The 22,930-nt window shown below is 70.5% G+C and carries 24 protein-coding genes; 14 read left to right on the top strand and 10 right to left on the bottom strand.

The annotated features are described in order from the left end of the window. Positions 1–179: 179 nt before the first annotated feature. The gene (locus WA675_RS06115) at positions 180–830 is read left to right on the top strand and encodes a TetR/AcrR family transcriptional regulator (RefSeq protein ID WP_336082636.1); all 651 of its coding nucleotides are present in this window, start codon (positions 180–182) and stop codon (positions 828–830) included. 10 nt (positions 831–840) lie between these two features. Here the strand turns inward: WA675_RS06115 and WA675_RS06110 are convergent, their stop codons facing one another. After that, positions 841–1,785, bottom strand: a complete 945-nt coding sequence (locus WA675_RS06110; protein WP_336082635.1) for an oxygenase MpaB family protein — start codon at positions 1,783–1,785, stop codon at positions 841–843. An 87-nt stretch (positions 1,786–1,872) separates the two neighbouring features. Between WA675_RS06110 and WA675_RS06105 the strand changes: the two genes are divergently transcribed. Next, a complete protein-coding gene (locus WA675_RS06105; RefSeq protein WP_336082633.1) occupies positions 1,873–2,502 on the top strand; it encodes a TetR family transcriptional regulator in 630 nt (209 codons plus the stop codon). Between the two features lie 12 nt (positions 2,503–2,514). Here the strand turns inward: WA675_RS06105 and WA675_RS06100 are convergent, their stop codons facing one another. Genes WA675_RS06100 through WA675_RS06090 form a run of 3 tightly spaced genes read right to left on the bottom strand, consistent with a single transcriptional unit; the run spans position 2,515 to position 4,343 of the window. After that, a complete protein-coding gene (locus tag WA675_RS06100) occupies positions 2,515–3,117 on the bottom strand; it encodes a GDSL-type esterase/lipase family protein (protein WP_336082632.1) in 603 nt (200 codons plus the stop codon). Between the two features lie 10 nt (positions 3,118–3,127). After that, positions 3,128–3,751, bottom strand: a complete 624-nt coding sequence (locus WA675_RS06095; protein ID WP_336082631.1) for a VanZ family protein — start codon at positions 3,749–3,751, stop codon at positions 3,128–3,130. A 28-nt stretch (positions 3,752–3,779) separates the two neighbouring features. Further along, positions 3,780–4,343: a TetR/AcrR family transcriptional regulator gene (locus WA675_RS06090; protein WP_336082630.1), complete on the bottom strand. Its 564-nt coding sequence runs from the start codon at positions 4,341–4,343 to the stop codon at positions 3,780–3,782. Positions 4,344–4,435: 92 nt separating this feature from the next. Between WA675_RS06090 and WA675_RS06085 the strand changes: the two genes are divergently transcribed. Genes WA675_RS06085 through WA675_RS06075 form a run of 3 tightly spaced genes read left to right on the top strand, consistent with a single transcriptional unit; the run spans position 4,436 to position 6,649 of the window. After that, positions 4,436–4,906 (top strand): DUF4334 domain-containing protein, encoded by a 471-nt coding sequence (locus WA675_RS06085; RefSeq protein ID WP_336082629.1) that lies wholly within the window; start codon positions 4,436–4,438, stop codon positions 4,904–4,906. Continuing rightward, positions 4,906–5,994 carry an NAD(P)-dependent alcohol dehydrogenase gene (locus tag WA675_RS06080; RefSeq protein ID WP_336082627.1) on the top strand — a complete coding sequence of 363 codons (1,089 nt, stop codon included), beginning with the start codon at positions 4,906–4,908 and terminating at the stop codon, positions 5,992–5,994. Before WA675_RS06085 ends, WA675_RS06080 begins: the two co-directional genes overlap by 1 nt. A 4-nt stretch (positions 5,995–5,998) precedes the next feature. Beyond that, the gene (locus WA675_RS06075) at positions 5,999–6,649 is read left to right on the top strand and encodes a TetR/AcrR family transcriptional regulator (RefSeq protein WP_336082625.1); all 651 of its coding nucleotides are present in this window, start codon (positions 5,999–6,001) and stop codon (positions 6,647–6,649) included. Between the two features lie 7 nt (positions 6,650–6,656). Here the strand turns inward: WA675_RS06075 and WA675_RS06070 are convergent, their stop codons facing one another. Next, positions 6,657–7,316 carry a TetR/AcrR family transcriptional regulator gene (locus tag WA675_RS06070; protein ID WP_336082623.1) on the bottom strand — a complete coding sequence of 220 codons (660 nt, stop codon included), beginning with the start codon at positions 7,314–7,316 and terminating at the stop codon, positions 6,657–6,659. A 139-nt stretch (positions 7,317–7,455) separates the two neighbouring features. Between WA675_RS06070 and WA675_RS06065 the strand changes: the two genes are divergently transcribed. From WA675_RS06065 to WA675_RS06050, 4 genes are read left to right on the top strand one after another with little or no spacing between them, the layout of a single operon-like run. After that, entirely contained in the window at positions 7,456–8,250 is a 795-nt protein-coding gene (locus tag WA675_RS06065) for an alpha/beta fold hydrolase (protein WP_336082621.1), read from the top strand. Next, positions 8,247–9,692 carry a flavin-containing monooxygenase gene (locus WA675_RS06060; protein ID WP_336082619.1) on the top strand — a complete coding sequence of 482 codons (1,446 nt, stop codon included), beginning with the start codon at positions 8,247–8,249 and terminating at the stop codon, positions 9,690–9,692. The genes WA675_RS06065 and WA675_RS06060 overlap by 4 nt, the downstream gene beginning before the upstream one ends. Further along, complete coding sequence (locus tag WA675_RS06055) at positions 9,692–11,356, top strand: GMC family oxidoreductase (RefSeq protein ID WP_336082618.1); 1,665 nt, start codon at positions 9,692–9,694, stop codon at positions 11,354–11,356. Before WA675_RS06060 ends, WA675_RS06055 begins: the two co-directional genes overlap by 1 nt. A 14-nt stretch (positions 11,357–11,370) precedes the next feature. Then, positions 11,371–11,901: a DUF4334 domain-containing protein gene (locus WA675_RS06050; RefSeq protein ID WP_336082616.1), complete on the top strand. Its 531-nt coding sequence runs from the start codon at positions 11,371–11,373 to the stop codon at positions 11,899–11,901. 1 nt (position 11,902) lies between these two features. On the opposite strand, the gene WA675_RS06045 is transcribed toward WA675_RS06050, so the two are convergent. Beyond that, positions 11,903–12,922 (bottom strand): crotonase/enoyl-CoA hydratase family protein, encoded by a 1,020-nt coding sequence (locus WA675_RS06045; protein ID WP_336082614.1) that lies wholly within the window; start codon positions 12,920–12,922, stop codon positions 11,903–11,905. Here WA675_RS06045 and WA675_RS06040 point away from each other — a divergent pair. The 3 genes from WA675_RS06040 (at position 12,814) to WA675_RS06030 (ending at position 14,715) form a co-directional block, all read left to right on the top strand. After that, positions 12,814–13,479, top strand: coding sequence for a TetR/AcrR family transcriptional regulator (locus WA675_RS06040; RefSeq protein WP_336082613.1), 666 nt, complete (start codon positions 12,814–12,816; stop codon positions 13,477–13,479). The two genes, WA675_RS06045 and WA675_RS06040, sit on opposite strands and share 109 nt — an antisense overlap. A 67-nt stretch (positions 13,480–13,546) precedes the next feature. Continuing rightward, positions 13,547–13,849: a hypothetical protein gene (locus WA675_RS06035; RefSeq protein ID WP_336082611.1), complete on the top strand. Its 303-nt coding sequence runs from the start codon at positions 13,547–13,549 to the stop codon at positions 13,847–13,849. A gap of 128 nt (positions 13,850–13,977) precedes the next feature. Then, a complete protein-coding gene (locus WA675_RS06030) occupies positions 13,978–14,715 on the top strand; it encodes an SCO6745 family protein (RefSeq protein WP_336082609.1) in 738 nt (245 codons plus the stop codon). Positions 14,716–14,719: 4 nt separating this feature from the next. Here WA675_RS06030 and WA675_RS06025 read toward each other — a convergent pair whose 3' ends face one another. Continuing rightward, the gene (locus tag WA675_RS06025; RefSeq protein ID WP_336082607.1) at positions 14,720–15,418 is read right to left on the bottom strand and encodes a hypothetical protein; all 699 of its coding nucleotides are present in this window, start codon (positions 15,416–15,418) and stop codon (positions 14,720–14,722) included. Between the two features lie 147 nt (positions 15,419–15,565). Here WA675_RS06025 and WA675_RS06020 point away from each other — a divergent pair, with 147 nt between their 5' ends. Next, a complete protein-coding gene (locus tag WA675_RS06020) occupies positions 15,566–17,020 on the top strand; it encodes a sugar porter family MFS transporter (RefSeq protein ID WP_336082605.1) in 1,455 nt (484 codons plus the stop codon). A gap of 93 nt (positions 17,021–17,113) precedes the next feature. Beyond that, a complete protein-coding gene (locus tag WA675_RS06015; protein ID WP_336082844.1) occupies positions 17,114–18,190 on the top strand; it encodes a metallophosphoesterase in 1,077 nt (358 codons plus the stop codon). A 6-nt stretch (positions 18,191–18,196) separates the two neighbouring features. Here WA675_RS06015 and WA675_RS06010 read toward each other — a convergent pair whose 3' ends face one another. The 3 genes from WA675_RS06010 to WA675_RS06000 form a co-directional block, all read right to left on the bottom strand. Further along, positions 18,197–21,352: an ATP-binding protein gene (locus WA675_RS06010; RefSeq protein ID WP_336082604.1), complete on the bottom strand. Its 3,156-nt coding sequence runs from the start codon at positions 21,350–21,352 to the stop codon at positions 18,197–18,199. Beyond that, on the bottom strand, positions 21,349–21,957 hold the full coding sequence (locus WA675_RS06005; RefSeq protein ID WP_336082603.1) for a hypothetical protein: 609 nt from the start codon (positions 21,955–21,957) through the stop codon (positions 21,349–21,351). Before WA675_RS06005 ends, WA675_RS06010 begins: the two co-directional genes overlap by 4 nt. 121 nt (positions 21,958–22,078) lie before the next feature. After that, a complete protein-coding gene (locus tag WA675_RS06000; protein WP_336082601.1) occupies positions 22,079–22,930 on the bottom strand; it encodes an STM4011 family radical SAM protein in 852 nt (283 codons plus the stop codon).

Raw genomic sequence — 22,930 nt, 5'->3', positions numbered from 1 at the left:
CTCGGACAGTGTGTCCGATTCGATGATGAGGGGCGCGAAGGGTGGAGTCAATACCACACCGGGACAACGGGATTGCCGCGCGGGGCGCACCGCCGGGGATCGCCGCGCGGGCCCGGCGGGCACAATGGGGGCATGTCCCCAGCACACGACGGCGCCGCCGCACAGGTGCCCGGCCACCGATGCCCTCGCTGACGCGCGTCCCGCGATCGGCGCGCAAACCCTCCGGCGACCGGCGCGTGGAGTTCGAGCGCCGCGTGCTGCGCGCGGTCGAAGACCTGCTCGCCGACGGCACGCCGTTCACCGAGCTCGCCGTGCAGAAGATCGCCGCCGCGTCCGGCGCCGCTCGCTCCACCTTTTACCGCTATTTCCCGGACAAGAGCAGTCTGCTGATCCGGATGGCCGAGCTGGCCACCGCGGATCTGTTCGCCGCCGCCGAATTATGGTGGCGCGCTGAGCACACCGAGGAGCAGGCCGGGGTCGCGGCGGCGATGCGCGCGATGATCGGCGGGTTCCGCGCCCACCGCTATCTGCTGCTCGCGCTGAGCGAGGTGGCGGGCTACGACCGCGCGGTAGCCGAGTACTGGCGGACCAGGGTCGCCACGTTCGCCGCATTGGTGCGGGCCCGGCTCGACGCCGAGCGCGCGGCGGGCCGGGTGGCCGCCGGGCTCGACTCGGCGGCCACGGCCCTGGTCCTCACCTCGATGGTGGAACGCACCATCGCGACGGCCTTCTCGGCCGACACCGGCATCGCGGACGAGGCCCTGGCCGAGGCGCTCGGCCGCGCGATCTGGCTCGTCGTCTACGGCGACGCCGGGCCTGCCGCGCGGTGAGCGCGCCGGATCAGCGTGCCGCGGACCGGAATCCGGGTGCCGGGGCGAACGAGGTCAGCCCGACCTCGCGATAGCCGCCGACGAGCCGCTCGTACTCGCGCCGATTCCGGGCCATCGGCGAATCCGTCACGGCGGCGGGAAGGCGCTGGTACGCCACCCGCAGCACGGTGGTGAGCGCCCGGAACTCGCGGTCCTGTCGGCGGCCCCAGCGGATCGGCATCTTCGCGCGGACCTCGGGATGCATGATGCCGCAGCCGAGGATCATCGCGATATGACCGAACGCCGGTGCGCCGAGTCGCCACAGGGGTTGCGTGATCGCGGGCAGGAAGTACGGGCGGGGCGCGCGCCGGACGGTGCTGGTGGCGGCGTCCAGGGCCGAGGTTGCCCGCAGGTCGGCGATCATGTGCTCGTAATGCCTGACCAGCTCGGTGTAGTCGGCGATCGGGCGCGAACTGCCGGACAGGTGCAGGCCCCGGGTCTTGACCAGATAGTGCTCCCAGATCGCCTGGTCGTCGGCGGGGGAGGGCTGGTCGCCGGTGAGCGCGAGGTAGGCGCCGCGCTGCACGAAGAAGGTGGAGTACAGGATCCAGTTCCAGGACCGCGGGTTCAGTGCCGAATAGCGTTCGCCGTCCGGGCCGACGCCCTTGACGTCGCGGTGCAACAGCATGAGCCGCTCGGACTCGGCGGCGCGATCGGCGTCCTCGCCGTGGTAGATCAGCTGATCGGCCGCCGCGGTGCGGACGGCGCGAGCCCACGGCTCGTAGCGGGACCGGCCGGTCGCCTCGAGCGCGGCCGAGACCGGCGGCAGCATCGGCTGATCGAACAGGGCGACGCCGAACAGCCCGAACAGGACCGAACCGCCGACCTCCTCGAAGCGGGTGACGGCGCGGGATCGGCCCGTCACGGGGGCGGCATCGGCGGCGCGCGACTCCTGGTGCGGCACGGGACAGGTCATCGTTGAACTCCTTTGTTCCACTCACCACTTCTGGTGCCGTGCGACACCAGAAGTGCGTGTGATGCCAGGGTGCACCAGAATGGGGGGATGGTCAAGACGACTCCGCGCGCCTACGGGGGTGTCGCGGCCGAGGAGCGCCGCGCCCGGCGCCGCGCCGCGCTGCTGGACGCCGCCCTGGACCTGCTGGCCGAGGAGGGCGCGCAGGCGGTCACCAAACGGGCGGTCTGTCATCGCGCCCAGCTCAACGACCGCTATTTCTACGAACAGTTCACCGATCGCGACGCCCTGCTCACGGCCCTGTCGGAAGAGCTCACCAACCAGGGCATCGCCGCCGTGATCGCCGCGACCCACGCCGCACCACCCGATCTGCACAGCCAGGTCCACGCCGCGGCCGACGCTGCTCTCGGTTTCCTGCTCGCCGACCCGCGCCGCCAGGCGCTGTTGCTCAATGCCCACAGCACCGCGGCGCTCTACACCGCCCGCGTCGCCACCCAGCACGCCATCGCCACCGCGGCCACCGCGGTGAATCGCGAGCTGCGCCCCGAGCAGACCGGTGACCCGGAGGAGGCGGCGCTGGCGGCCTACACCCTGGTCAGCGGCACGCTGGAACTGGTCGCCGCCTGGCTGCGCGGGGAATTCGGCACCAGCCGCGAACAGCTGACCGGCCATATCGCCCGCCAGCTCCTGCTGGCCCCGGTCACCGATCCGGCCCGATGACGGGGTGGCGGTTCAGGATCCGGTGATCCACGCGCGCCAGCCGCCGTCGAGGATCAGGTCGGCGAGCCGGTCGTAGCCGTGGCTGCCCGGGTGGGCGCCGTCGCCGTCGCGAACCTCCGCGACCCAGACCGGGTCCGCGGCGAGCGCCGCGGTGACGGCGACGAACGGCACCTCCTGCGCCCGGCACAGCGCGGCCATCTCCGCGGTCAGCCGCGTGGTGCGGCTCAGATGCGGTTCACCCGCGTCGATGACCGGCGGCGGGCCCACGACCAGCGTGGACATGCCCCGCTCTCGGCTCTCGGCGAGCAGACCGGCCAGATTCGCGAGGGTCCGCGCCGGGTCGACCCGCACCCGGCCGTCTTCTTCGACCATGTCGTTGCTGCCGAAGGACAGCACGAGCCGGTTGTCGGCCCCGGGCACCGTGCGCGCGGTGACTTCGCCCCAGCAGCGGGCGGCGATATCGTCGGAGGTGTTGCGGCGGATGCCGAGATTGAACGCGGTGATCTCGGGCGCGGTGGCGGCCAGGACCCGGCCGACCCAGCCTCGGTAGGTGGGATCGCCGATGCCCTGCACGAAAGAATCACCCAGGAAACAGATACGCAGATCACCACTCACCCGGATCAGTCTAGGGACAACCGGATTCGCGATCCGGCGCGGAGTCCGGAGATCGTCGGACGGCCCAGCCGTAGCGGGTCAGCAGCCGATCACTGTGAGAAAGGCCCGCCGCCCGGCGACGCTGATGCCATGCGGCGAGCAGGGCACCCAGTCCCGCGCCCGCGGCGTTCATGAGGACATCGTCGATCGAGGACACCCGCCCGAGATCGAGCACGTACTGCGCGAGTTCGAGCGTGGCCGAGGTTCCCGCGCCGACCAGGGTCATCCGCGCGACCGACGACCAGCGCGGAAACCGCAGCGGCAGCAGGAAACCCAAGGGGACGAAGACCGCTACATTCGCCCCGACCTGCACCAGAATCGTGGACGGCGCTGCGCCGAGGGTATCCACGAGATCGCGCAACGGCACCAGGCTGACCGCCCGTTCACCGCCGGTCGGTGTCAGGATCATCCACACCCACGGCAGGGTGCCGAGCGCCGCGCCGACCTCGGCGATCGAGCGTCGCAGCGCCTCGCGCCGTGGCATCGCGTTCCCGATCCGCCACCGCACCAGCGCCCCGATGACGATCAGTCCCGCGGGCACCAGCAGCGCCCAGACGAGCACGACCGGCCCCCAGGATTCCCACACTCTCCCCACGGGCGCCACGATAGCCCGTCGCCGGTTCCTAGGGTGCGACGATGCGCTGGGCCGCGAGGACCGTGGCGGCGCGGCGGGTGGCCACGTGCCGGTCGTCGGCGTGACTGGTGTCCTGGCGGGCGTGGGTGGCGGCCGTGCGGGCGAGGTCGGTGAGCATGCGCAACAGCAGGGCCGCGGGAATCGCGGGGGTGACCAGCCCTTCGCGCTGGCCGCGGCGCATCTCGGCGAGCTTGGCGTCGACGGTGCGGCTCAGGATCTGGGTGATGTCGGGGCCGGAGGGCTCGAGCTCGGCCCAGGCTTGGAGCTGCGCGTCCTCGGGATGGGCGACGAAGTGGTCGAACAGGCGGCCGATATAGGCGGGGATGTCGTCGGCGGTGAAGTCGGTGTCGTCGGTGGTCTGCTCGGCCCACAGCTCGGTGACCGCGGCGTAGAGCTCGCTCTTGCCGGGAAAATACGCGTAGAGCCGGTCCTTGCTGGCGCTGGCGGCCGCGGCGATCCGGTTGATTCTGGCCCCGGCCACCCCGTAGCGCGCGAACTCGCTCTTCGCCGCGACCAGAATTCGCTCCCTGGTCGCCTCACCCGCTGCTCGCATGGACCGCATCGTACCCCTTGCCGAACCATCTGGTTCGGAACTATGGTCCTTTCCAGAACCAGATGGTTCTGGAATCGCGAGACGAGGACATCATGAGCGCGGACACACCCCGCTGGCAACAGCTTCGCGAGCAGGCCGACGGCGTTACGACCGGCGAACTGGACCAGCTCTGGACCCGGCTGCGCCCGGCGCGCGCCGAGGAGATCCTGGGCGAATGGCGCGGGGACGCGTTCCAGACCGGCCACCCGCTGTGCCGGGCTCTGCCCGCCAGCCGCTGGTACGGCAAGAACTTCCTGGCTCTCGACGACGCCAAGCCGCTGATCTGCCGGGCCGAGGACGGCTCGCTGTTCTCCAATGTGGAATTGGGGCAGGGCGAGGCGACGCTGTGGAACATCGAGTTCCGCGGCGAGGTCACCGCGACCATGGTCTACGACGGCCGCGCGGTCTTCGACCACTTCAAGTGGCTCGACGACACCACCCTGATGGGCATCATGAACGGCAGGCCCGAACTGGTCCTCTCCCGTGGCGAGCACTTCTACTTCCTGCTGGAACGGGTGTCCTGATGCGCACCACCGCGGTGCTCTCGCGTGATCCGGCGGCCGGGTTCTCGGTCGAGCCGGTCGAGATCGACGAGCCACGGGCCGGGGAGATCCTGGTGCGGGTGGCGGCGGCCGGGATCTGCCACACCGATCTGGTGAGCAGGCGGGCCGGGGCCGCCGACCGGCCGATCCTGCTCGGGCACGAGGGCGCGGGCGTGGTCGCCGCGGTCGGGCCGGACGTGGTGACGGTGCGTCCCGGCGACCACGTGGTCCTCACCTTCCGCCACTGCGGCGCGTGCGCCAATTGCGCGGCGGGCAGGCCCGCCTACTGTGTGCGCGCGACCGCGCTCAACCAGTTCGGCCGCCGCGCCCACGACGGCCCCCGGGTGCGCCTGGACGGAAACCCGGTGCTGGACGGCTTCTTCGGGCAGTCCAGCTTCGCCGGATACGCCCTGACCACCGAGGACAACACCGTCGTCATCGACGCGGCGATCGACCTCGCGCTGGCGGCGCCGTTCGGCTGCGGCTTCCAGACCGGCGCGGGCGCGGTGCTGAACCTGCTGCGCCCCGGCGCGGGGGACCGGTTGGTGGTCTACGGCGCCGGAGCCGTCGGCATGGCCGCGCTGCTGGCCGCCCGCACGATCGACGGCGTGCGGGTGGTGGTCGTCGAAACCTCCGCCGAGCGCCGCGATCTCGCGCTGGACCTCGGCGCCGAGGCCGCGATCGATCCGGCGGACGCGCCGACCGCGGCGGCGGTCCGCGCGGCCACCGACGGCGGTGCCACCCACACGCTGGACACCACCGGCCGCGCCGAGGTGCTCGGGGACGCCGTCACCGCGCTGACCGTCGGGGGCACCGCGGTGGCGGTCGGCCTGGGCCGGGGCACCCCGCCGATCGACATCGGCGACCTGGTGCTGCACGGCAAATCGGTGCGTGGTTGCCTCGAGGGCGACAGTGTCCCGGCCACCTTCATCCCGCGGCTGCTCGCGTTGCAGGCCGAGGGCCGCTTCCCGGCCGAACGACTCGTCACCCGCTATCCGCATACCGACATCGCTACCGCGCTGGCCGATCAACGCGCCGGGCGCGTGGTCAAGCCGGTCCTGACCTGGTGATCACATGACTGTTCTCGATACCGATTTCCTCGGCGCGGCGACCCCGGCCGACGAGATCGACCCGACGGCCGACCTCGGCACCGCCCGCACCCAGCGGCGGCTCACCGCGCTCTACGCCGCCCGCGATGTCTTCGTCGCGCACGGCTACCACGGCGCGAGCATGGAGGAGATCAGCACCAGGGCGGGCATGAGCAAGCCCGTGCTGTACACCCACTACGCCAGCAAACTGGATCTGTATCTGGCGGTGCTGCAGGTGTATCTGGACCGGATGGTGGACGGCATCCGCGACGCGCTCGCGGTGACGGCCAGCCACGAGCAGAAGGTGCGCCGCGCGGTCCTGGCCTACTTCGACTTCGTCGACGAGGACGCGGGCGGGCACACGCTGGTCTTCGAATCGGCGGTGCCGAGCGAACCGTGCGTGCGCTGGCGGGTGCGCAACGCGATGGGCGAGTGCGCGGTGCTGGTGAGCGCGGAGCTGCGCGCGGCGGGCATGGACGGCATCCGGGCCTACGCGTGCGCGTTCGGCCTGGTCGGCGCGAGCCATTCGGCCGCGCGGCACTGGCTCGACGCGGGCCGCCCGATTCCCAAGAGCGAGGCCGTGGACGTGGCCGTCGCCCTGTGCTGGAACGGCCTGTCGGGCACGACCAAGCGCTGAGCGCCGCTCAGCCCGCGGGCAGCGGCAGCGGGCTGCCGTCGAGCAGATGCTCGGCGGGCAGCTGCCCGGTCAGTACGGCCAGCGCGCGCTTCCAGCGCCGCAGGACCGCCTCGCGCTCACCGAGGGTGCCGGTGAGCATGGCCGTCATCGACAGGCCGGTGAGCAGGTCGATGGTGAATTCGATCAGCACCTCCGCGCGCGGATCGGCGGCATACGCCTCGCCGAGCACCGCGGCGTAGAGCTGCCGCATCTCGGTGAACACCCGGCGTTCCTCGTGCACGAGGCGATCGCGCAGTTCGGCGTCGGTGCGGGCGGCGACCCACAGATCCAGCGCGGTGAAGAACGCGGGGCTGTTGAGATCGCGCCAGGCCAGATCGACCACCGATTGCAGCCGGTCGCGGCCGGGGGCGAGCAGTTCGGCCTCGCGGCGGAACTTGTCCAGCCGCAGATCCACCACCCGGCTGGTGGCGGCGATGAGCAGTTCGGCGCGGGTGGGGAAGTGGTGCTGCACCGTGCCGCGGGCCAGGCCCGCGCGTTCCTGCACCGCGCTGACGGTGGTTGCCGCGTAGCCGCTTTCGAGCAGGCATTCGGCCGTGCACGCGAGGATGCGCTCGCGGGTGGCGGTGCGGCGCTGTTCCTGGGTGCGGCGAGGTTGTTGCACGGTCATCCAAGAAATCGTACGCCTCGCCGATAAGTTTCGGGAACTTTGCCGATATTGGCACGCTGTCAGCTATTGACGCGGGAGACTGGACCTGATGCAATCAAGAAACCGTACGCTGTAACTGTTTTCTGGATGAAGGGCTGCGATGACGCAGATCTCCTACAGTCGCCGGGGCAGCGGCGCGCCGATCGTGCTGGTGCACGGGCTGGGCAGCCGCTGGCAGGTCTTCGAACCGATTCTGGACCGGCTCGCCACACAGCACGAGGTGATCGCGCTGGACCTGCCGGGTTTCGGTGACTCACCCGCCCGCGCCGACGTGCGCCCCGGCCCGCGCGGCTACGCCGAGTGGCTGACCGGCTGGCTGGCCGAGCACGACCTGCGCGACCCGCACGTGGTCGGCAGTTCCATGGGCGGCGGTATCGCCCTGGAACTGGGCCGGGCCGGGGTGGCCCGCGCGGTGACGGCATTCGCGCCGGTCGGCTGCTACGGCACCCCCGGCCTGCGCTGGGTACAGGGAATGCTCACTGTTCTGCGGGGTGCCGCGCAGGTCGGCGCCCCGGTGCTGAACCGGGCTGTGGAGCATCCGGCCGCCCGGGTCGCGCTGCTAGCGTCGCTGTTCGGTCATCCATCCCAGGTGACCCCCGGAGCCGCCCGCACCGATCTGGCCGGATTGGCGGGTGCGTCGTCCTTCGCGGCCGCGCGCGACGACTTCGGCAACTACATGCTGCGCCCCGGCGACGATCCCGGAGCCCTGACCGAGATCCCGGTGACCATCGCCTGGGGCACCCGCGATGTGGTGCTCACCCACCGCACCCAGAGCGCGCGCGCTCGCGCCGTGCTGCCGTTCGCCCACCACGTGGACCTGCCCGGCTGCGGGCATCTGCCGTTCAGCGACGACCCGGAGCGCTGCGTCCGGGTCATCACCGAGGGAGCTCTATGAAACCGTCCATCGCCGTCATCGGAACCGGGTTCGGTGGCCTGGCCGCCGTGATCGAGCTGAAGAAGCTCGGCTTCGACGACATCGTCGTGTTCGAGAAGGCCGACGAGGTCGGTGGCGTGTGGCGGGAGAACACCTACCCCGGCGCCGCCTGCGATGTGCCCTCGCCGTTCTACTCCTACTCGTTCGAACCGAATCCGCGCTGGCCGCACCGCTTCTCGCGGCAACCGGCGATCCTGGACTACATCCGCGATGTCGCCGAGAAATACGATGTGCGCCGCCACATCCGGTTCGGCACCGAGGTCACCGGCGCCGCCTTCGACGACGAGACCGGCCGGTGGAAGGTCGAGCTGGTCGGCGGGGAGACCGTGGTGGTCGACGTGCTCGTCTCCGCGGTCGGCCAGCTGTCGCGGCCCGCGCTGCCCGCCATCGAGGGCCGGGACAGCTTCGCGGGCACCAGCTTCCACTCGGCCGAATGGGACCACGACGTGGACCTGACCGGTAAGCGGGTGGCCGTGATCGGCACCGGCGCCAGCGCCATCCAGTTCGTCCCCGAGATCCAGCCGCTGGCCGGGCGGCTCACGGTGTTCCAGCGCAGCGCGCCGTACATCATCCCGCGCCCGGACCGCGAGTTCGGTCCGCGGCACCACCGGGTGTTCGAGAAGCTGCCGGTCACCGAGCTCGCCGAGCGCGGCACCTGGTACGGCGTGGTCGAGGGCCTGAGCCTGGCCTGGGTGTACGCCAAGCCGCTGGCCGCCGCGATCCGGGCGATCTCCCGCTGGCATATGCGCAGGCAGACCGCCGCCGTGCCCGGCCTGTTCGAGAAGGTGTGGCCGGACTATCCGATCGGCTGCAAGCGGATCCTGTTCTCCGACAGCTATCTGCCCGCGCTGGCCCAGCCCAATGTCGATGTGGTCACCGACCGGATCGCCGCGATCACCCCGACCGGAGTCCGCACCGCCGACGGGGTGGACCACGAGGTCGACGTGATCATCTGGGGCACCGGCTTCACCACCACCGAATTCCTGGCCCCGATGACCATCACCGGCGCGCAGGGCCACCCGCTCGAGCAGGAATGGCGCGACGGCGCCCACGCCTACTACGGGATCACCGTGCCGCGCTTCCCGAACCTGTGCATCATGTACGGCCCCAACACCAATACCGGTGGCGGCTCGATCATCTACTTCCTCGAGGCGCAGGCGAAATACCTGGGCCGCTACGTCGCCCATCTGGCGGCGACCGGCAAGCCGCTGACGGTGCGGCCCGAGGTGGAACAGGCCTACGACGACCGCATCCAGGCCGAGCTCGGCGACAGTGTGTGGAGCAAATGCTCCTCGTGGTACCGCCAGGCCGACGGCCGGATCACCACCAACTGGCCGCTGCTGGGCATTCAGTACAAGCAGCAGGCGACCTTCGACCCTGCCGACTACGAGGTGATGGCGTGATGAGCGACTACGACTACGACGTGATCGTCGTCGGATCCGGTTTCGGCGGCAGTGTGGCCGCCCTCCGGCTGACCGAGAAGGGCTACCGGGTCGGTGTGCTCGAATCCGGCCGCCGCTGGAACGCCGAGGACTACCCGAAGACCAACTGGAACATCCCCAAGGCCATCTGGGCGCCGCGGCTGGGACTGACCGGCCCGCAACGGATCAGCGCGCTCGGCAAGTGCCTGGTCTTCAGCGGCGCCGGTGTCGGCGGCGGGTCGCTGATCTACGGCAACACCCTCTACGAACCGCTGCCGGAGTTCTACGGCGACCGCGCCTGGGCGCACATCACCGACTGGAAGAGTGAACTCGCCCCCTACTACGACCAGGCCAAACGCATGCTGGGCGTGGTGGAGAACCCGCGCATCGGGCCCAAAGACGAAGTGCTGCTGCAGGTGGCGCGCGATCTGAAGGTCGCCGACACCTTCCACCGCACCCACGTGGGGGTGTTCTTCAACGAGGGCGAGGAGGGTATGGAGGTCGACGATCCCTACTTCGGTGGTGCCGGTCCCCGCCGCGCGGGCTGCATCCACTGCTCGGAGTGCTTCACCGGCTGCAAGCACAATGCCAAGAACACCACCACGCTGAACTACCTGCACCTGGCCGAGAGCAAGGGCGCCCAGGTGCATCCGCTGACCACGGTCACCGCGGTCGTGCCCGACGGGCAGGGCGGATACCGGGTGGAGACGAAACAGTCCAACGGCTGGATCCGCAAGCAGCGCCGCACCTTCACCGCCCAGCAGGTGGTGTTCGCCGCCGCCGCGCTGGGCACCCAGAAGCTGCTGCACGCGCTGCGCAAGGACGGGACGCTGCCTCAGCTGTCCCCACGGGTGGGTGAGCTGACCCGGTCCAATTCCGAAGCGATCATCGGCGTCACCAGCAAGTCGCGTCGCGACTTCGCCCAGGGGGTGGCCATCACGTCTTCGATCCATCCGGAACCGCAGACACATGTAGAGGTGTGCACCTACGGCAAGGGCCAGAACGCGCTGTTCCTGCAGACCGTGCCGATGGTCGACGGCGGCGCGTTCCGCTTCCTGCGGCTGCTGCTGACCATGCTGCTGCACCCGGTGCAGTTCCTGCGCTCGCAGAACGCGCACGGCGCCTCGGAACGCTCGGTGATCCTGCTGGTCATGCAGTCGCTGGACAATTCGCTGACCTCGTACCTCAAGGGCAGGCGCCTGGTGACCAAACAGGGTGGCGGCGAACCGAATCCGTCCTGGATCCCGCTGGCCCACGACATCGCCCGCCGCTACGCCGCCGAATCCGACGCCATCACCGGCAATATCGCCACCGATATCTTCAATATCCCGGCGACCGCGCACTACATCGGCGGCTGCACCATCGGCGACTCGCGCGAGACCGGTGTGATCGACCCCTACCAGCGCGTCTACGGGCACCCCGGCCTGCACATCGCCGACGGCAGCGCCATCACCGCCAATCTGGGCGTCAACCCGTCGCTGACCATCACCGCGCAGGCCGAGCGGGCGATGGCGTTCTGGCCCAACAAGGGCGAGCCGGACCCGCGACCGGAGCTGGGCTCCGCCTACCAGCGGATCAGCCCCGTCGTCCCCGCGCACCCCGCGGTGCCCGCCTCGGCGCCCGGCGCGCTGCGCCTGCCCGCCTGACCAGGAAGGAAGTCATGAGCCTCGACAGTTTGACCGCGCTCGAGCCCACCTGCACCCGCGCGCAGGCACTGGAGCTGTTCGACAGCCTGCCGCCGGTGCGTGCCGACGAGCTAACCGGCCGCTGGCACGGCCGCGAGCTGGGCACCGGTCACCCCATGGACGGCGCGCTGGACGCGTCGGGCTGGTACGGCAAGCAGTTCGACGGCGCCGAGCGGGTGCATCCGCTGCTGTTCCGGGACGGCAGCGGCGAGATCTTCGCCGTCGACCCGCGCCGGGTGCCGCTCGGCTTGGTCGGCACCGTGCCGACCGGGCTGGTGGCGCGCGGCCGGGGGCTGCTGCGGGTGCTGAAACCGGCCCTGCGCACCCGCGACTACCGGGCCCGGCTGCGCGAGGTCGAGCATCGCGGGGTGGTGACCACCGCGATGGTCTACGACCACCTGCCGATCATCGATGTCTTCCGCCGGGTCGACGCGAACACCGTGCTGGGGCTGATGGACTTCCGGGACAAGCCGGAGCCGTATTTCTTCGTCCTCGAACGGGACTGAGTCAACGCTCGAACTGACTCCGTTTGTGTTCGCCGAACGGTTCGTCGCGTTCCCGGACCGCCTCGCGGAATCCGGCCGTGGCGGACCGTAACTGGAAGGCGTAGCCCTCGCGCGTGTGCCGGGAGATGCCGTCGAAGACCGTGCTGATCATGCCCGAGTTCGCCACGCCCTGGGCGTTGAGCGCCGAGTTGAGGGCCAGCTTGGCCATCATCAGCTGGTTGACCGGCATGCGCGCGATCCGGGCCACGAATTCCTCGGTGCGCGCGTCGAGTTCCTCGGCCGGACACGATTCCACCGCCAGCCCCCATTCGGCGGCCTGGGCGCCGCTGATGCAGTCACCGGTGAACAGCAGCCGCTTGGCGCGCTGGTCGCCGAGCCGGTGCGCCCACATGCCCGCTGCGGGAATACCCCAGACGCGGGTGGGCGGGTAGCCGATCTTGGTGTCGTCGGCGCAGATGATCTGATCGCAGAACAGCGCGATATCGGTGCCGCCCGCGACCGCGAAGCCGTGCAGTTTGGCCACGGTCGGCTTGTTGGCGTGCAGCAGGCTGGCGAAGCCGCGGTTGAAGCGGCTCATCATGGCGTAGTCGAGCATGGGGTCCCAGGTGCCCCACGGATTGTGGTTGATCGCCTGGGCGATCGGGTCGACCGCGGTGCCGGTGAGGTCCTCGCGGCCGTCGTGCGGTTCGAGCCCGGATTCGGCGAAGATGTCCAGGTCGTAGCCGCCGCAGAAGCCCTTGCCGCGGCCGGAGACCAGGATGACGTGCACGCGCGGGTCCAGATCGGCGCGTTCCACCGCGTGCGCCAGATCCAGCGGGGTGTCGGCGGTGATGGCATTGCCCTTGTCGGGCCGGTTGAAGGTGATGCGGGCGATGCGGCCGTCGCGCTCGTAGGTGAGGGTGGGGTAGTCGTGTGTGTCGGCCGGGGCGGGCCGGTGCTGCCAGGGCGAGTCGGGCGCCTCGGTCCAGTTCTCGTACCAGGCGGCCGGTCGCTGACCGGAGTGGGAAGTGTGCTCGGACATGGGTCCACTGTGCGGCCGCCACCCGGTTGCTGGTCGAGCAGGGCTGGGCCGGGCTGAGTACCGTCGCGGTGCAGTCCGCGGCCGGATTGAGTCGCGGCGCGCTGCTGCACCACTTCCCGACGACGAAGGCGCTGACCACCGAACTGGTGGCGTATCTGGTCGAACGCAACGAGGAGGGCACCCGCGCGGCCGCCGCGCGGGTGGCACCCGGCACCGACCCCGTCGACGCCACGCTGAGCGTGCTGTCGGAGACCTTCGCGCAGCCGCCCGCGCTGGCCGAACAGGAACTGTGGGCCGCCGCGCGCACCGATCCGGAGCTGGCCCAGGCGCTGCGGGCGGCCGAACGGCACGCGGGCCGGGATCTGTTCCGGGTCGTCGACGGGCTCTTCGGCGCCGAGATCGTGGCCCATCCGCACTATCCGGCGGTCCGGGATCTCACCGTCACCGTGCTGCGCGGGCTCGCCGCCTCGCGGCCGCTGCGCACCTCGGCCCGGGCCGAGGCGGCGATTCTGGCGCAATGGGCCCAGGTAGCGCGGTCGTTGCTGGATCGATCCTGACGAAACCGCCGGAATGGGGGTACACCTGAGGTATGGACCGCTGACCACCGGAAAGGGGGAGTAGGCCATGGACGCCACGAGCCTTCCCCATCAACACAAATTTCCCGATACCGAACGCACCACCCGCTCGCACGCCGGTGAGTCCATCCAGGACTCGCTCAACTGGCCCGGACTGCTGCTCATCGGCGTCGGGATCGTGCTGCTCGCGGCGACGCTGACCGCCGCCGGGTACGGCTTCGTCGGCTGGACCGTCCTGGCCGGAGTGCTGTGTGGCGTGTGCATGCTGGCCGGGATCGCGATCGTGCTCGCCGAGCACCGTCGGATCAAGGTTCACGAAGGACTGCACCTCACCGACCCGTGCGGGCACTGATCGACGATCGTCCGGACGCACCCCCGGTCGCCGGGTGCCGATGAGTCGTGTCCGGATCCCCTTCCCTCTCTGACTATTGTCAGTTAAAGTCTGCTACGTCGAGAGTCGACAGTGGAAGGTGGCAGACGATGACGGCGACAGCGGTCAAACAGCAGGTGCTCGAGCTCGGCGGAGCGTTCATGATGTCGCGCGAGGCGCGGGCCTTCGGCGAGACGACCGGTCTGCCCGGGTTCTACCCGGGCTACACCCGCGGACGCGGCGGCGTGCTCGGCGAGGTCGACGCCGATGTCGTCACCGCGGCCTTCGGCTTCTTCGCCCCCGACTGCGTCCGGCCAGCCTGGGAATCGGTGGCCATGCCCGCCGCCGAGGCCGCCGCGGGCTATCTGGGCGCGTGTCACGACTTCGGCAGGCGCAGACTGGCCGGATTCGACCAGTCCGAGCGGCTGGCCGAGCTGCTGGGCCGCGTCGTCGCGGCGGCGCCCACCCCGGGACTGTCGCTGTTCGCCGGATGGCGGGCCATGCCGCTGCCCACCGACCCCCGCGCCGCGGTGCTGCAGCTGACCCACGTACTGCGCGAACTGCGCGGCGGCCTGCACCTGATGGCGGTGCTGGCCGAGGGCCTGACCCCGCTGCAGGCGATCCTGATCGCGGGCTCGCCCGCCGCCGACGGCCCCACCCAGGCCCAGCGGCTGGGCTGGCTGGAACCGTTCGAGCCGATCACCGAGGAGCACCGGACCCGCTGGGCGGCCGCGGAGAAGCTCACCGACGAGCTCATCGAACCCTGCTTCGAGGTCCTCGACGAGGCCGAACGCGCCGAACTGGTGACACTGATGACCGAGGCGCACCGGGTCGCGCTGACCCGCTGACCGTTCAGGAGCCGAGCACGTCGCGCCCGCGGCCCACGATCAGCGGGTCAGCGGTGCCGACGACCTCGGAATCCTTGTCCGCGTAGTCGAAACCGCCCAGCACATAGCGCATCGCGTTGAGCCGGGCGCGCTTCTTGTCGTTGCTCTTCACCACGATCCACGGCGCGTGGTCGGTGTCGGTGTGCTCGAAGTTCTCCTCCTTGGCCGCGGTGTACTGATCCCACTTGTCCAGGGAGGCCAGGTCCATCGGGGAGAGCTTCCAGTGCCGCACCGGGTCGACCTGGCGGATGGCGAAGCGGGTGCGCTGCTCGAGCGGAGACACCGAGAACCAGAATTTCACCAGATCGATGCCGTCATCGACGAGCATCCGCTCGAACAGCGGCACCTGCGCCAGGAACCGCCGATGCTGTTGCGGCGTGCAGAATCCCATCACCCGCTCCACCCCGGCCCGGTTGTACCAGGACCGGTCGAACAGCACGAGTTCACCCGCCGCGGGCAGATGCTCGACATAGCGCTGGAAATACCACTGGGTGGCCTCGCGCGCCGAGGGCTTCTCCAGCGCGACCACCCGCGTGCCCCGCGGATCGTCGTCGTCGGTGTCGTCGACGGTGAACGCGGCGGTGTCGGTGAGATCCACGGCCGTGGCGAGATCGGCGATCTCGCTCAGGTCGCGGGGGATCGGGCGTAGGTCGACATCGGTCATCCGGCGGACGGTAGCGGGCGGGCGTGTCGGGCAGATGAACGCACGGTGTGGCGCTGGCCGACGACCGGGCTCGCGTGCCGCACACTGTGTTCTGGTTCACGAGCAACCCGCGCGGCGGCGCCGCGCGGCGGTGGAGAGGACGACGCCATGACCGATCCGGACACCGGAGCCGAGGGCGCTTCGAACAATCGCGTCGTCCGGATCGCCGCGGTCGCGGCGCTGGGCGGACTGTTGTTCGGCTACGACAGCGCGGTCATCAACGGCGCGGTCGCCGCCATTCAGGACGAATTCGGCGTCGCCGACGCGGTTCTCGGCTTCGCGGTCGCCTCGGCCCTGCTCGGCGCGGCCGCGGGCGCGATGACCGCGGGCCGTATCGCCGACCGGATCGGCAGGCTCAAGGTGATGCGGATCGCCGCGGCGCTGTTCTTCGTCAGCGCGGTGGTCACCTCACTGGCACCCGATGTGTGGATTCTGGTGCTGGGCCGGGTCATCGGCGGTCTGGGTGTCGGTGTCGCGTCGGTCATCGCCCCGGCCTATATCGCCGAGACCGCGCCCGCGCGGATTCGCGGCAGGCTCGGGTCGCTGCAGCAGCTGGCCATCGTGCTCGGCATCTTCCTGGCCCTGCTGGTGGACTTCCTGCTCGCCCACATTGCTGGCGGCGCCGCCGAGATGCTGTGGCTGGGGCTCGAGGCGTGGCGCTGGATGTTCCTGTCGATGGCGGTCCCGGCCGTGTTCTACGGCGTGCTGGCCACCACCATCCCCGAGTCGCCGCGCTACCTGGTGGCCACCCAGCGGATTCCCGAGGCGCGCCGGGTGCTGACGCTGCTGTTCGGCGAGAAGAACCTCGAGCTCACCATCGGCCGGATCCAGCACAGCCTGGAAAGCGACACGAAACCGTCCTGGCGCGATCTGCGCAAGCCCGGCGGCCGGATCTACCCCGTGGTCTGGATCGGCTTGATGCTCTCGGTGTTCCAGCAGGCCGTCGGCATCAATGTGATCTTCTACTACTCGAACATCCTCTGGGAGGCCGTCGGCTTCGAGGAGTCGCAGTCGTTCCAGATCAGCGTGTTCACCTCGGTGGTCAATATCGCCACCACGATCGTGGCGATCCTGCTCGTCGACAAGATCGGGCGCAGGCCGCTGCTGCTGATCGGCTCGATCGGCATGACGGTCACCCTGGCCACCATGGCCATCTGCTTCGGTGCGGCCGACCAGGTCCCCGACGCCGAGGGCGTGCTCGAACCGCAGCTCAGCGGCGCGCTCGGGCCGATCGCGCTGGTCGCGGCCAATCTGTTCGTCATCTTCTTCGGCATGAGCTGGGGCCCGGTCGTGTGGGTGCTGCTGGGGGAGATGTTCCCCAACCGGATCCGGGGTGCGGCGCTGTCGCTGGCCGCGGCCGGGCAGTGGGCGGCGAACTGGGCGATCACGGTCACCTTCCCGAGCCTGAAGACCTTCTCCCTCGGTTTCGCCTACGGCATGTACGCGGCCTTCGCCCTGCTCTCGCTGGGGTTCGTGGCGCGTTTCGTCCCCGAGACCAAGGGGATGACCCTCGAGGACATGGACGCCGCGACCGGCTACGAACACCCCACCGCGCGGGCCTGAGACGGCGCAGCGACCGGGCCGGGATGCGTCGGCCGGGCACCTGTGCTTCTATCAGGTCGGTTGTCCAACTGGTCCTCCACCCAGAAGGTGAGCATGCACGAGCAGTTCCCGACCGGCATCGGCCGTCGCGAAGTCCTGGCGGGCGCGGCCGGTGCCGTCGCCGGTCTCGGCCTTCTCGGCCTGACCCCCGCGGCCGCGGTCCCCGCGCAGGTCCCCAAGTTCACCGCACCGGCCGACCGGCACGTGCGGGTGCTGGTCACCGGAGACGCGGGCACCGGCACCCGCACCCAGTGGGCGGTCGCCGACGCCGCCCGCGCCTTCCACGCCCGCGAACCGTTCGCCCTGGCCGTCGGCCTGGGTGACAACATCTACGAATCCGGCCCCGACGGCCCCGACGACAGCCAGTTCGCCACGAAATTCGAGGACCCCAACACCGGCCTGGACTTCCCCTGGGCCATGGTGCTCGGCAATCACGACACCAGCGCGGTGTTCCCCGGTGACGGCGGCTGGCTGGCCCGCGGCAACCACGAGGTCGCCTATCACGCGAAGTCGGCGCGCTGGTGGATGCCCAGCCGCTACTACTCGGTGCGGGTCCCCGAGGAGAACCCGGTGGTCGAGTTCTTCGTGCTCGACATCAACCCGCTCGCCGCCTACATCCCGCCGCTGCTCGACCCGTACTGGGCGGTCGACGGTCCCTACATGAACGAGCAGCGCGCCTGGCTCGACGGTGCCCTGGCCGCGTCGACCGCGCCGTGGAAGATCGCCTGCACCCACCAGCCCTACCTCAGCAACGGCCCGCACGGCGACGCGGGCAACTACGAGGGCCTGCCCATCGAACCGCTCAACGGCGTGCACGCCAAGCGCTTCTTCGAGGACCACGTGCTGGGCAAGGTGTCGCTGCTGCTGTCCGGCCACGACCACACCCTGCAGGTCCTCGAGCCGACCCCGGCGTCCAAGGGCACCCGCCAGATCGTCTCCGGGGCCTCGGCCAAGACCGGCAGCGGTCACGGATCCGCGGGCGGGGCGGCCCATCCCGCGCTGTTCGACGCGCAGAACGAGCTGGGCTTCATGGTCCTCGACCTGACCGCGGACGCGGTGCGTCTGCGGGTGGTGACCGTCGACGTGGCCACCGGGACCGGCACCGAGGTGTTCGACCGCCGTCTGGGCTGATCCGCTTCAGCTCCGCGCGCGGTGCAGGACCTCGTCCTCGGTGAGGGCGCTGGCGGGATGGTGGCTCAGGCACATCGGCGTGACGAGTTTGCCCAGGCCCGCGCCCTCGGTGGCGCCGTAGAAGCTGCCCGCGGGCAACCGCGCGATATCGTCGACGCGTCCGCCCTTGGCCCTGGCCAGTTCGGCGGCGGCCTGGATCTGCACCGGCGCGTTGAGCAGGCCGAAGAACTGGGTCGCGGCATTGCCGGTGACCAAGTTGTGCAACGCTTTCGGCGCCTGCGTGGCGTACACCATGCCGAGCCCGTACTTGCGGGCCTGGGTCGCCAGCTTCAGCGTGCTCTCGGTGGAGGCCGTACTACCGCGCGAGGGCACGAAAGTCTGCGCCTCGTCCAGCACCAGCAGCCCGCCCAGCGGCCGGTCCCCGGCCGGATGCCGCTTGATCCACGCGAACAGCGCCAATTGCAGCTGATTGACGAAGGTCTGGCGCTGCTCGTCGGTCGGCAGCCCGAGACAGCTGATCACCGAGACCCGGGCGCGCTTACCCGCGGCCGGGGTGAGCAGCATGCCGGGATCGAGCCGCACGCCCGCGCCGCCGAACACCGGATCGTTGATCATCGCCGCCTTGAGCTCCTCGGCCATGCCCTCGGCGAGGCGGTGCGCGTCGCGAATGCTGCTGATGCCCTCGGGCAGATCGTCGAGCAGCGCGACGAAGTCGCCCAGATCGCTACCGCCGCGGCGGGCGAAATGGGTGAGCGCCTCGGTGAGAACGGCCGTGCCGGTGGCGATCCGGCGGGCGGTGAGCCCGGCGCGCGGGACCAGGCCCGCCACCGACGCGTCGATCGAGGTGCGGAACTCGTCCGGGTCGTCGAGGACACCGGCGAAGTCCGGCAGCGGGTTCAGCGCGAGCGGCCTGCCCGCTTCCCGGCGCGGGGTCCAGACCACCACGTCGGTGCCCGCGAGGTACCGCTCGGCGCGGGCCGCGTCGCCGGGGCTCCAGCCGGTCGGCGGCGCGGGCCACGGGTCGCCGAGCCGCGCGAGATCGTTGTTGCTGTCGATGAGGATCGAGGACACGCCGTGCAGCGCGGCTTCCTCGACCAGCCTGCGCAGCAGCACGGTCTTGCCCGAGCCGCTGCCCGCGAACACCGCGGTGTGCTTGCGCAGCAGCACCAGGGGGACGGTGAACGGTGCGCCGGTGCCGACGCGGTGCCCGAGCAGCACCGCGGCGGCGGTGTCGGCGGGCTCGGCGGGCTGGGGCGATTCGGGCGCGACGAGGTCCCGCGGTGACTCGATATCCGTCGGCTTCACGAGGGTCGGCGTCGGCACGCGATCCGCGGCGCTACCGTCCTCGCGCGGAAGCCGCTGTGCGGCATCGGTCGGCTCGGTGACAGCCGATGAGCCCAGCACCTCGGTCAGCAACCGCGACCGTCCGGCCGGGCGGCGGACGGCCACCCAGCTCAGGAAGCCCGGTGCCGCGGCGGCCGCCATCGCGGCCAAGGCGCAGAACGTGCGGATGTCGTCCTCGCACACGGGCACGGTTCGCCCGTGTGCCGCGTCGAGTTCGGCCAGCGTGGCCTTCGTGACCGGACCGGTGGAGTAGGGCTCGTTCCGCAGGACGATCAGGTGCCGTTTCGGTGCCTGCTCGTGCAGTCCCGCCTCGAGGCTCGCCGACCGCAACCGGGTCAGCACCGCGCGGTGGTGCGGGTGGCCGATGGCACGGAAACTCCAGTGCTCCTCGGCCTCGCTGGCCTCGTCGAGGGTGCGGCGCAGCCGGGCGTGCAGGGCGGGGCGCACGAGAGTGGCCCGGTCGACGGTGAAATCCAGGCCGTCGACCCGCCGTTCGAGCGCGTAGACGGTGAGCGCGGCATTGAGCAGCGCGCACATCTCGTCGTCCTCGTACCGCGGATCGAACGGGGACGCGGTGTCGGCGGCCGCGCGCAGACAGGCGAATTCCTCGTCGAGGGCGGACAGTTCGCGGTCCGCGGGGAGGACGGTGACCGCGCGGTCGGTGACGGCGGTCCGGAAGTCGGTGAGTTCGGTGACCTCGTCGGCGGCCAGGCAGTCGCGAACGTGCTCCTCGACGCGTTGCAGCAGCCGCCGGGGCGTGTAGTTCGCCAGGTCGGTGTCCTCGAACGCGACCGGCAGCACCGGCCAGGTCGGATACGGTGGCGTGAACCCGATCTCGCCGTACAGCCCGCCCAGATGCCCTTCGACGATGGCCGCGGCCACCTCGGCGCCGGGCAGCTTGGTGGACAGCTCCAGCACGGTGAAGCGGTCGGCCGCCGAGTTCACCGCGCGGGTCTTCAGCAGCTCCCACGATTTCGGGATGCAGGCCGCCACGATGATGGTGCGGGTGGTCTCCTCGCGCATCGACATCAGCCCGTCGGCGAGCCGGTTCGCCAGCGAGTCCTCGTCGATCTGATCGGACTGGGCGATCACACTGTCGATCTGGTCGATGGCCAGCACGACGGGTCCGGTGAGCGCGAACAGCCGCGAGAGGTGCTGGAAGATCAGCTGCGGCACACAGTGCCGTTCCCGGAAACCCCAGGCGACCCGCTCGGCCTCCTCCATCCCGTCGGCCAGAACCAGGTAGCTGTGCCCGATCTCGCGCAGCGCGCCCTTCGCCTGATAGAGCACCAGCGCGCGCAGCGTGTCCTGACACTGCTGGATCGCCTGGACATCGAGGTCCTCGACCCGCGCGACGAACGCGTCGAGGTCCTCGCGGGTCACCGGCAGGGTGCCGCGCAGCCGCATCCGCAGTTCGCCCCCGCATCCGCTGCGTTCGGCGAGCACCCCGAGCATGCGGCCGAGCTGCCCGCCGTCGGCGCCGAGCAGCTGACTGACCACCCCGTGCACCGCGCCCGCCCAGAACGACTTGCCGTCGATGAGTTTCGGCATGAAGAACGCGCCGCCGCTGTCCTGTACATGCTGGCGCAACCAGCCGAGCATGTGCGTCTTGCCGACGCCGCGTTCCCCGCTGAGCACCAGCCCGGTCGGGACGCTGCGTGGCCGGTTGACGGCCGCGCGTACGGCCCGGGTGATCTCCCCGGCGGCGCGCGGGTGCAGTCCGTCGACGTGGTGGCTCAGCGGGCTCCAGATCTCGTCGGGACCGAGCGCGCTGCTGAACTGGATCGAGGCGAGAGCGAGGTGGTCTTCCTCGTTCACCGGGCCGCCTCGATGGTGAGCAGATGTCGTGGCGTGCCGCCCAGCACGACGGCCGCGTCGAGATCGGCGGCGGTGAGCGTTTTCTGATCGGCCTCGGACCGCACGTGGACACCCTCGCGGCGCGCGAGCACCGCCAGCGCCCGGTCGAACTCGCCACGCGGCAGGCCGTCGAGCCGTTCGCGCAGCACGGCCAGCCGCACCGGCGCGCCGCTGCCCTCGCTGACGTGGCTGTAGGCGGCTTCCACTTGACCGGCGACATCGGGCGGGAAGAGGTCGGCGAGCGCGTGCCCGGAATCGGTGAGGTAGCGCCCCAATCCGGCCAGCACCGCGTACAGCGCACCCCCGGCCGCACCGGACCGGGCGGGCCGCTGGGCACCGAGCTCGGCGGCGCAGCGCACCGCGCCCCGATCGGTGAGTTCGTGCACGTAGGCGCGATGGACCAGGGTGCTGGTGACCAGGCCGAGGTCATTGAGGTTGCGGCGGTACCGGCCGTCGAGCTTGAGCCCGGACAGGGCGTGCAGTTCGGCATTGGTGAGTTCGCGCGCCTCGGCCAGCAAGACGAGCAGCACGCAGCGCTCGGTCAGCGTCAACCGGTCCTCGGACATGGATGTCCCCGTTTCTCCTGGTGGGTGCATGTGTCGAGCACCGAATCCGCCTACGAGCAGCGTGTCGCCCCGTATGACCATGACACCGTAGTCAATACCTGTGCGGCAGTTGGCGTTTCCGCTACATCCGGACGCTGTGCGGAATCCGTTCGAGGACGCCACCGGCGAACACGTCGTAGAGCGGCAGTGTCTCGAGATGGACGTAGCCGATGTGGCAGTCGCAGACCGCGAGCGGACACCCGCGGGGTTCGAGGGCCGCGCGGTAGGAGCCGTCGTACAGATTGCCCAGGGGAGCGGGGACGAAGTGGCAGCGGCGGACGGTGCCCTCGCCATCGACGGAGATGACCGAACTGCCGGTGCGGCACGGTAACCCGGCCGAGCGGTGTGGGTGGCGGCTGAAGGGAAACAGCTCGTCGAGGGCGGTCCAGTCGGCGGCCTGGTCGTCGGTGTAGGTGTGGCCTTCGGCGGCGTTCACCCAGAGGTAGACATGGTCGGGCAGGTCGGCGCGCAGGCGGCGGGCGTGCTCGAGATGCTCGGGCAGGCCGACGATCCCGACGCTGAACCGGGTACCGGCCGCGGCCAGGCGTTCGGCCTTGTCGAGGAATCGGCGGTAGGGCGTCTGGCCCGGGTGGTACGTGCACCAGAGGGCGAGTGTGCCGGGGTCGGCCTCGGCGATCCAGTCGATCCGGCCGCTCAGATTGGTCTGGATGGCGACCCTGTCGATGTGCGGCTGATGCGACAGTTCGACGAGCGTCCGCCGGTACCAGGACCGGACGAGACCCTCTCCCCACGGCGTGAACAGCAGCGAGAGCCGGTCTCCGGTCTGTGCCCGGGCCCAGTCGGTGAACCGGTGCAGGGCGGTGCGATCGGCGCGCAGCTGGTCGGTACTGTCGCGGCGTTTGGCGAACGGGCAGTAGGGGCAGTCGTAGTCGCAGGAGGCCAGCGGGCCGCGATAGAGGATGGTCAGGTCCAT

The organism is Nocardia sp. SSK8, from assembly GCF_037034205.1.
In the GTDB taxonomy this organism is placed as follows: Bacteria; Actinomycetota; Actinomycetes; order Mycobacteriales; family Mycobacteriaceae; genus Nocardia.
Note: the sequence above shows the minus strand (reverse complement) of the source record. Positions and strands in the feature narration are given on the sequence as shown.

What these genes read in the sequence shown, in the direction of transcription:
- WA675_RS06005 (WP_336082603.1), bottom strand. Translation starts at nt 21,957, where the DNA reads ATGTCCGAGGACCGGTTGACGCTGACCGAGCGCTGCGTGCTGCTCGTC.
- WA675_RS06025 (WP_336082607.1), bottom strand. Translation starts at nt 15,418, where the DNA reads ATGACCGATGTCGACCTACGCCCGATCCCCCGCGACCTGAGCGAGATC.
- WA675_RS06075 (WP_336082625.1), top strand. Translation starts at nt 5,999, where the DNA reads ATGACTGTTCTCGATACCGATTTCCTCGGCGCGGCGACCCCGGCCGAC.
- WA675_RS06015 (WP_336082844.1), top strand. Translation starts at nt 17,114, where the DNA reads ATGCACGAGCAGTTCCCGACCGGCATCGGCCGTCGCGAAGTCCTGGCG.
- WA675_RS06115 (WP_336082636.1), top strand. Translation starts at nt 180, where the DNA reads ATGCCCTCGCTGACGCGCGTCCCGCGATCGGCGCGCAAACCCTCCGGC.
- WA675_RS06055 (WP_336082618.1), top strand. Translation starts at nt 9,692, where the DNA reads ATGAGCGACTACGACTACGACGTGATCGTCGTCGGATCCGGTTTCGGC.
- WA675_RS06080 (WP_336082627.1), top strand. Translation starts at nt 4,906, where the DNA reads ATGCGCACCACCGCGGTGCTCTCGCGTGATCCGGCGGCCGGGTTCTCG.
- WA675_RS06060 (WP_336082619.1), top strand. Translation starts at nt 8,247, where the DNA reads ATGAAACCGTCCATCGCCGTCATCGGAACCGGGTTCGGTGGCCTGGCC.
- WA675_RS06030 (WP_336082609.1), top strand. Translation starts at nt 13,978, where the DNA reads ATGACGGCGACAGCGGTCAAACAGCAGGTGCTCGAGCTCGGCGGAGCG.
- WA675_RS06065 (WP_336082621.1), top strand. Translation starts at nt 7,456, where the DNA reads ATGACGCAGATCTCCTACAGTCGCCGGGGCAGCGGCGCGCCGATCGTG.
- WA675_RS06085 (WP_336082629.1), top strand. Translation starts at nt 4,436, where the DNA reads ATGAGCGCGGACACACCCCGCTGGCAACAGCTTCGCGAGCAGGCCGAC.
- WA675_RS06000 (WP_336082601.1), bottom strand. Translation starts at nt 22,930, where the DNA reads ATGGACCTGACCATCCTCTATCGCGGCCCGCTGGCCTCCTGCGACTAC.
- WA675_RS06090 (WP_336082630.1), bottom strand. Translation starts at nt 4,343, where the DNA reads ATGCGAGCAGCGGGTGAGGCGACCAGGGAGCGAATTCTGGTCGCGGCG.
- WA675_RS06110 (WP_336082635.1), bottom strand. Translation starts at nt 1,785, where the DNA reads ATGACCTGTCCCGTGCCGCACCAGGAGTCGCGCGCCGCCGATGCCGCC.
- WA675_RS06020 (WP_336082605.1), top strand. Translation starts at nt 15,566, where the DNA reads ATGACCGATCCGGACACCGGAGCCGAGGGCGCTTCGAACAATCGCGTC.
- WA675_RS06105 (WP_336082633.1), top strand. Translation starts at nt 1,873, where the DNA reads ATGGTCAAGACGACTCCGCGCGCCTACGGGGGTGTCGCGGCCGAGGAG.
- WA675_RS06050 (WP_336082616.1), top strand. Translation starts at nt 11,371, where the DNA reads ATGAGCCTCGACAGTTTGACCGCGCTCGAGCCCACCTGCACCCGCGCG.
- WA675_RS06045 (WP_336082614.1), bottom strand. Translation starts at nt 12,922, where the DNA reads ATGTCCGAGCACACTTCCCACTCCGGTCAGCGACCGGCCGCCTGGTAC.
- WA675_RS06035 (WP_336082611.1), top strand. Translation starts at nt 13,547, where the DNA reads ATGGACGCCACGAGCCTTCCCCATCAACACAAATTTCCCGATACCGAA.
- WA675_RS06070 (WP_336082623.1), bottom strand. Translation starts at nt 7,316, where the DNA reads ATGACCGTGCAACAACCTCGCCGCACCCAGGAACAGCGCCGCACCGCC.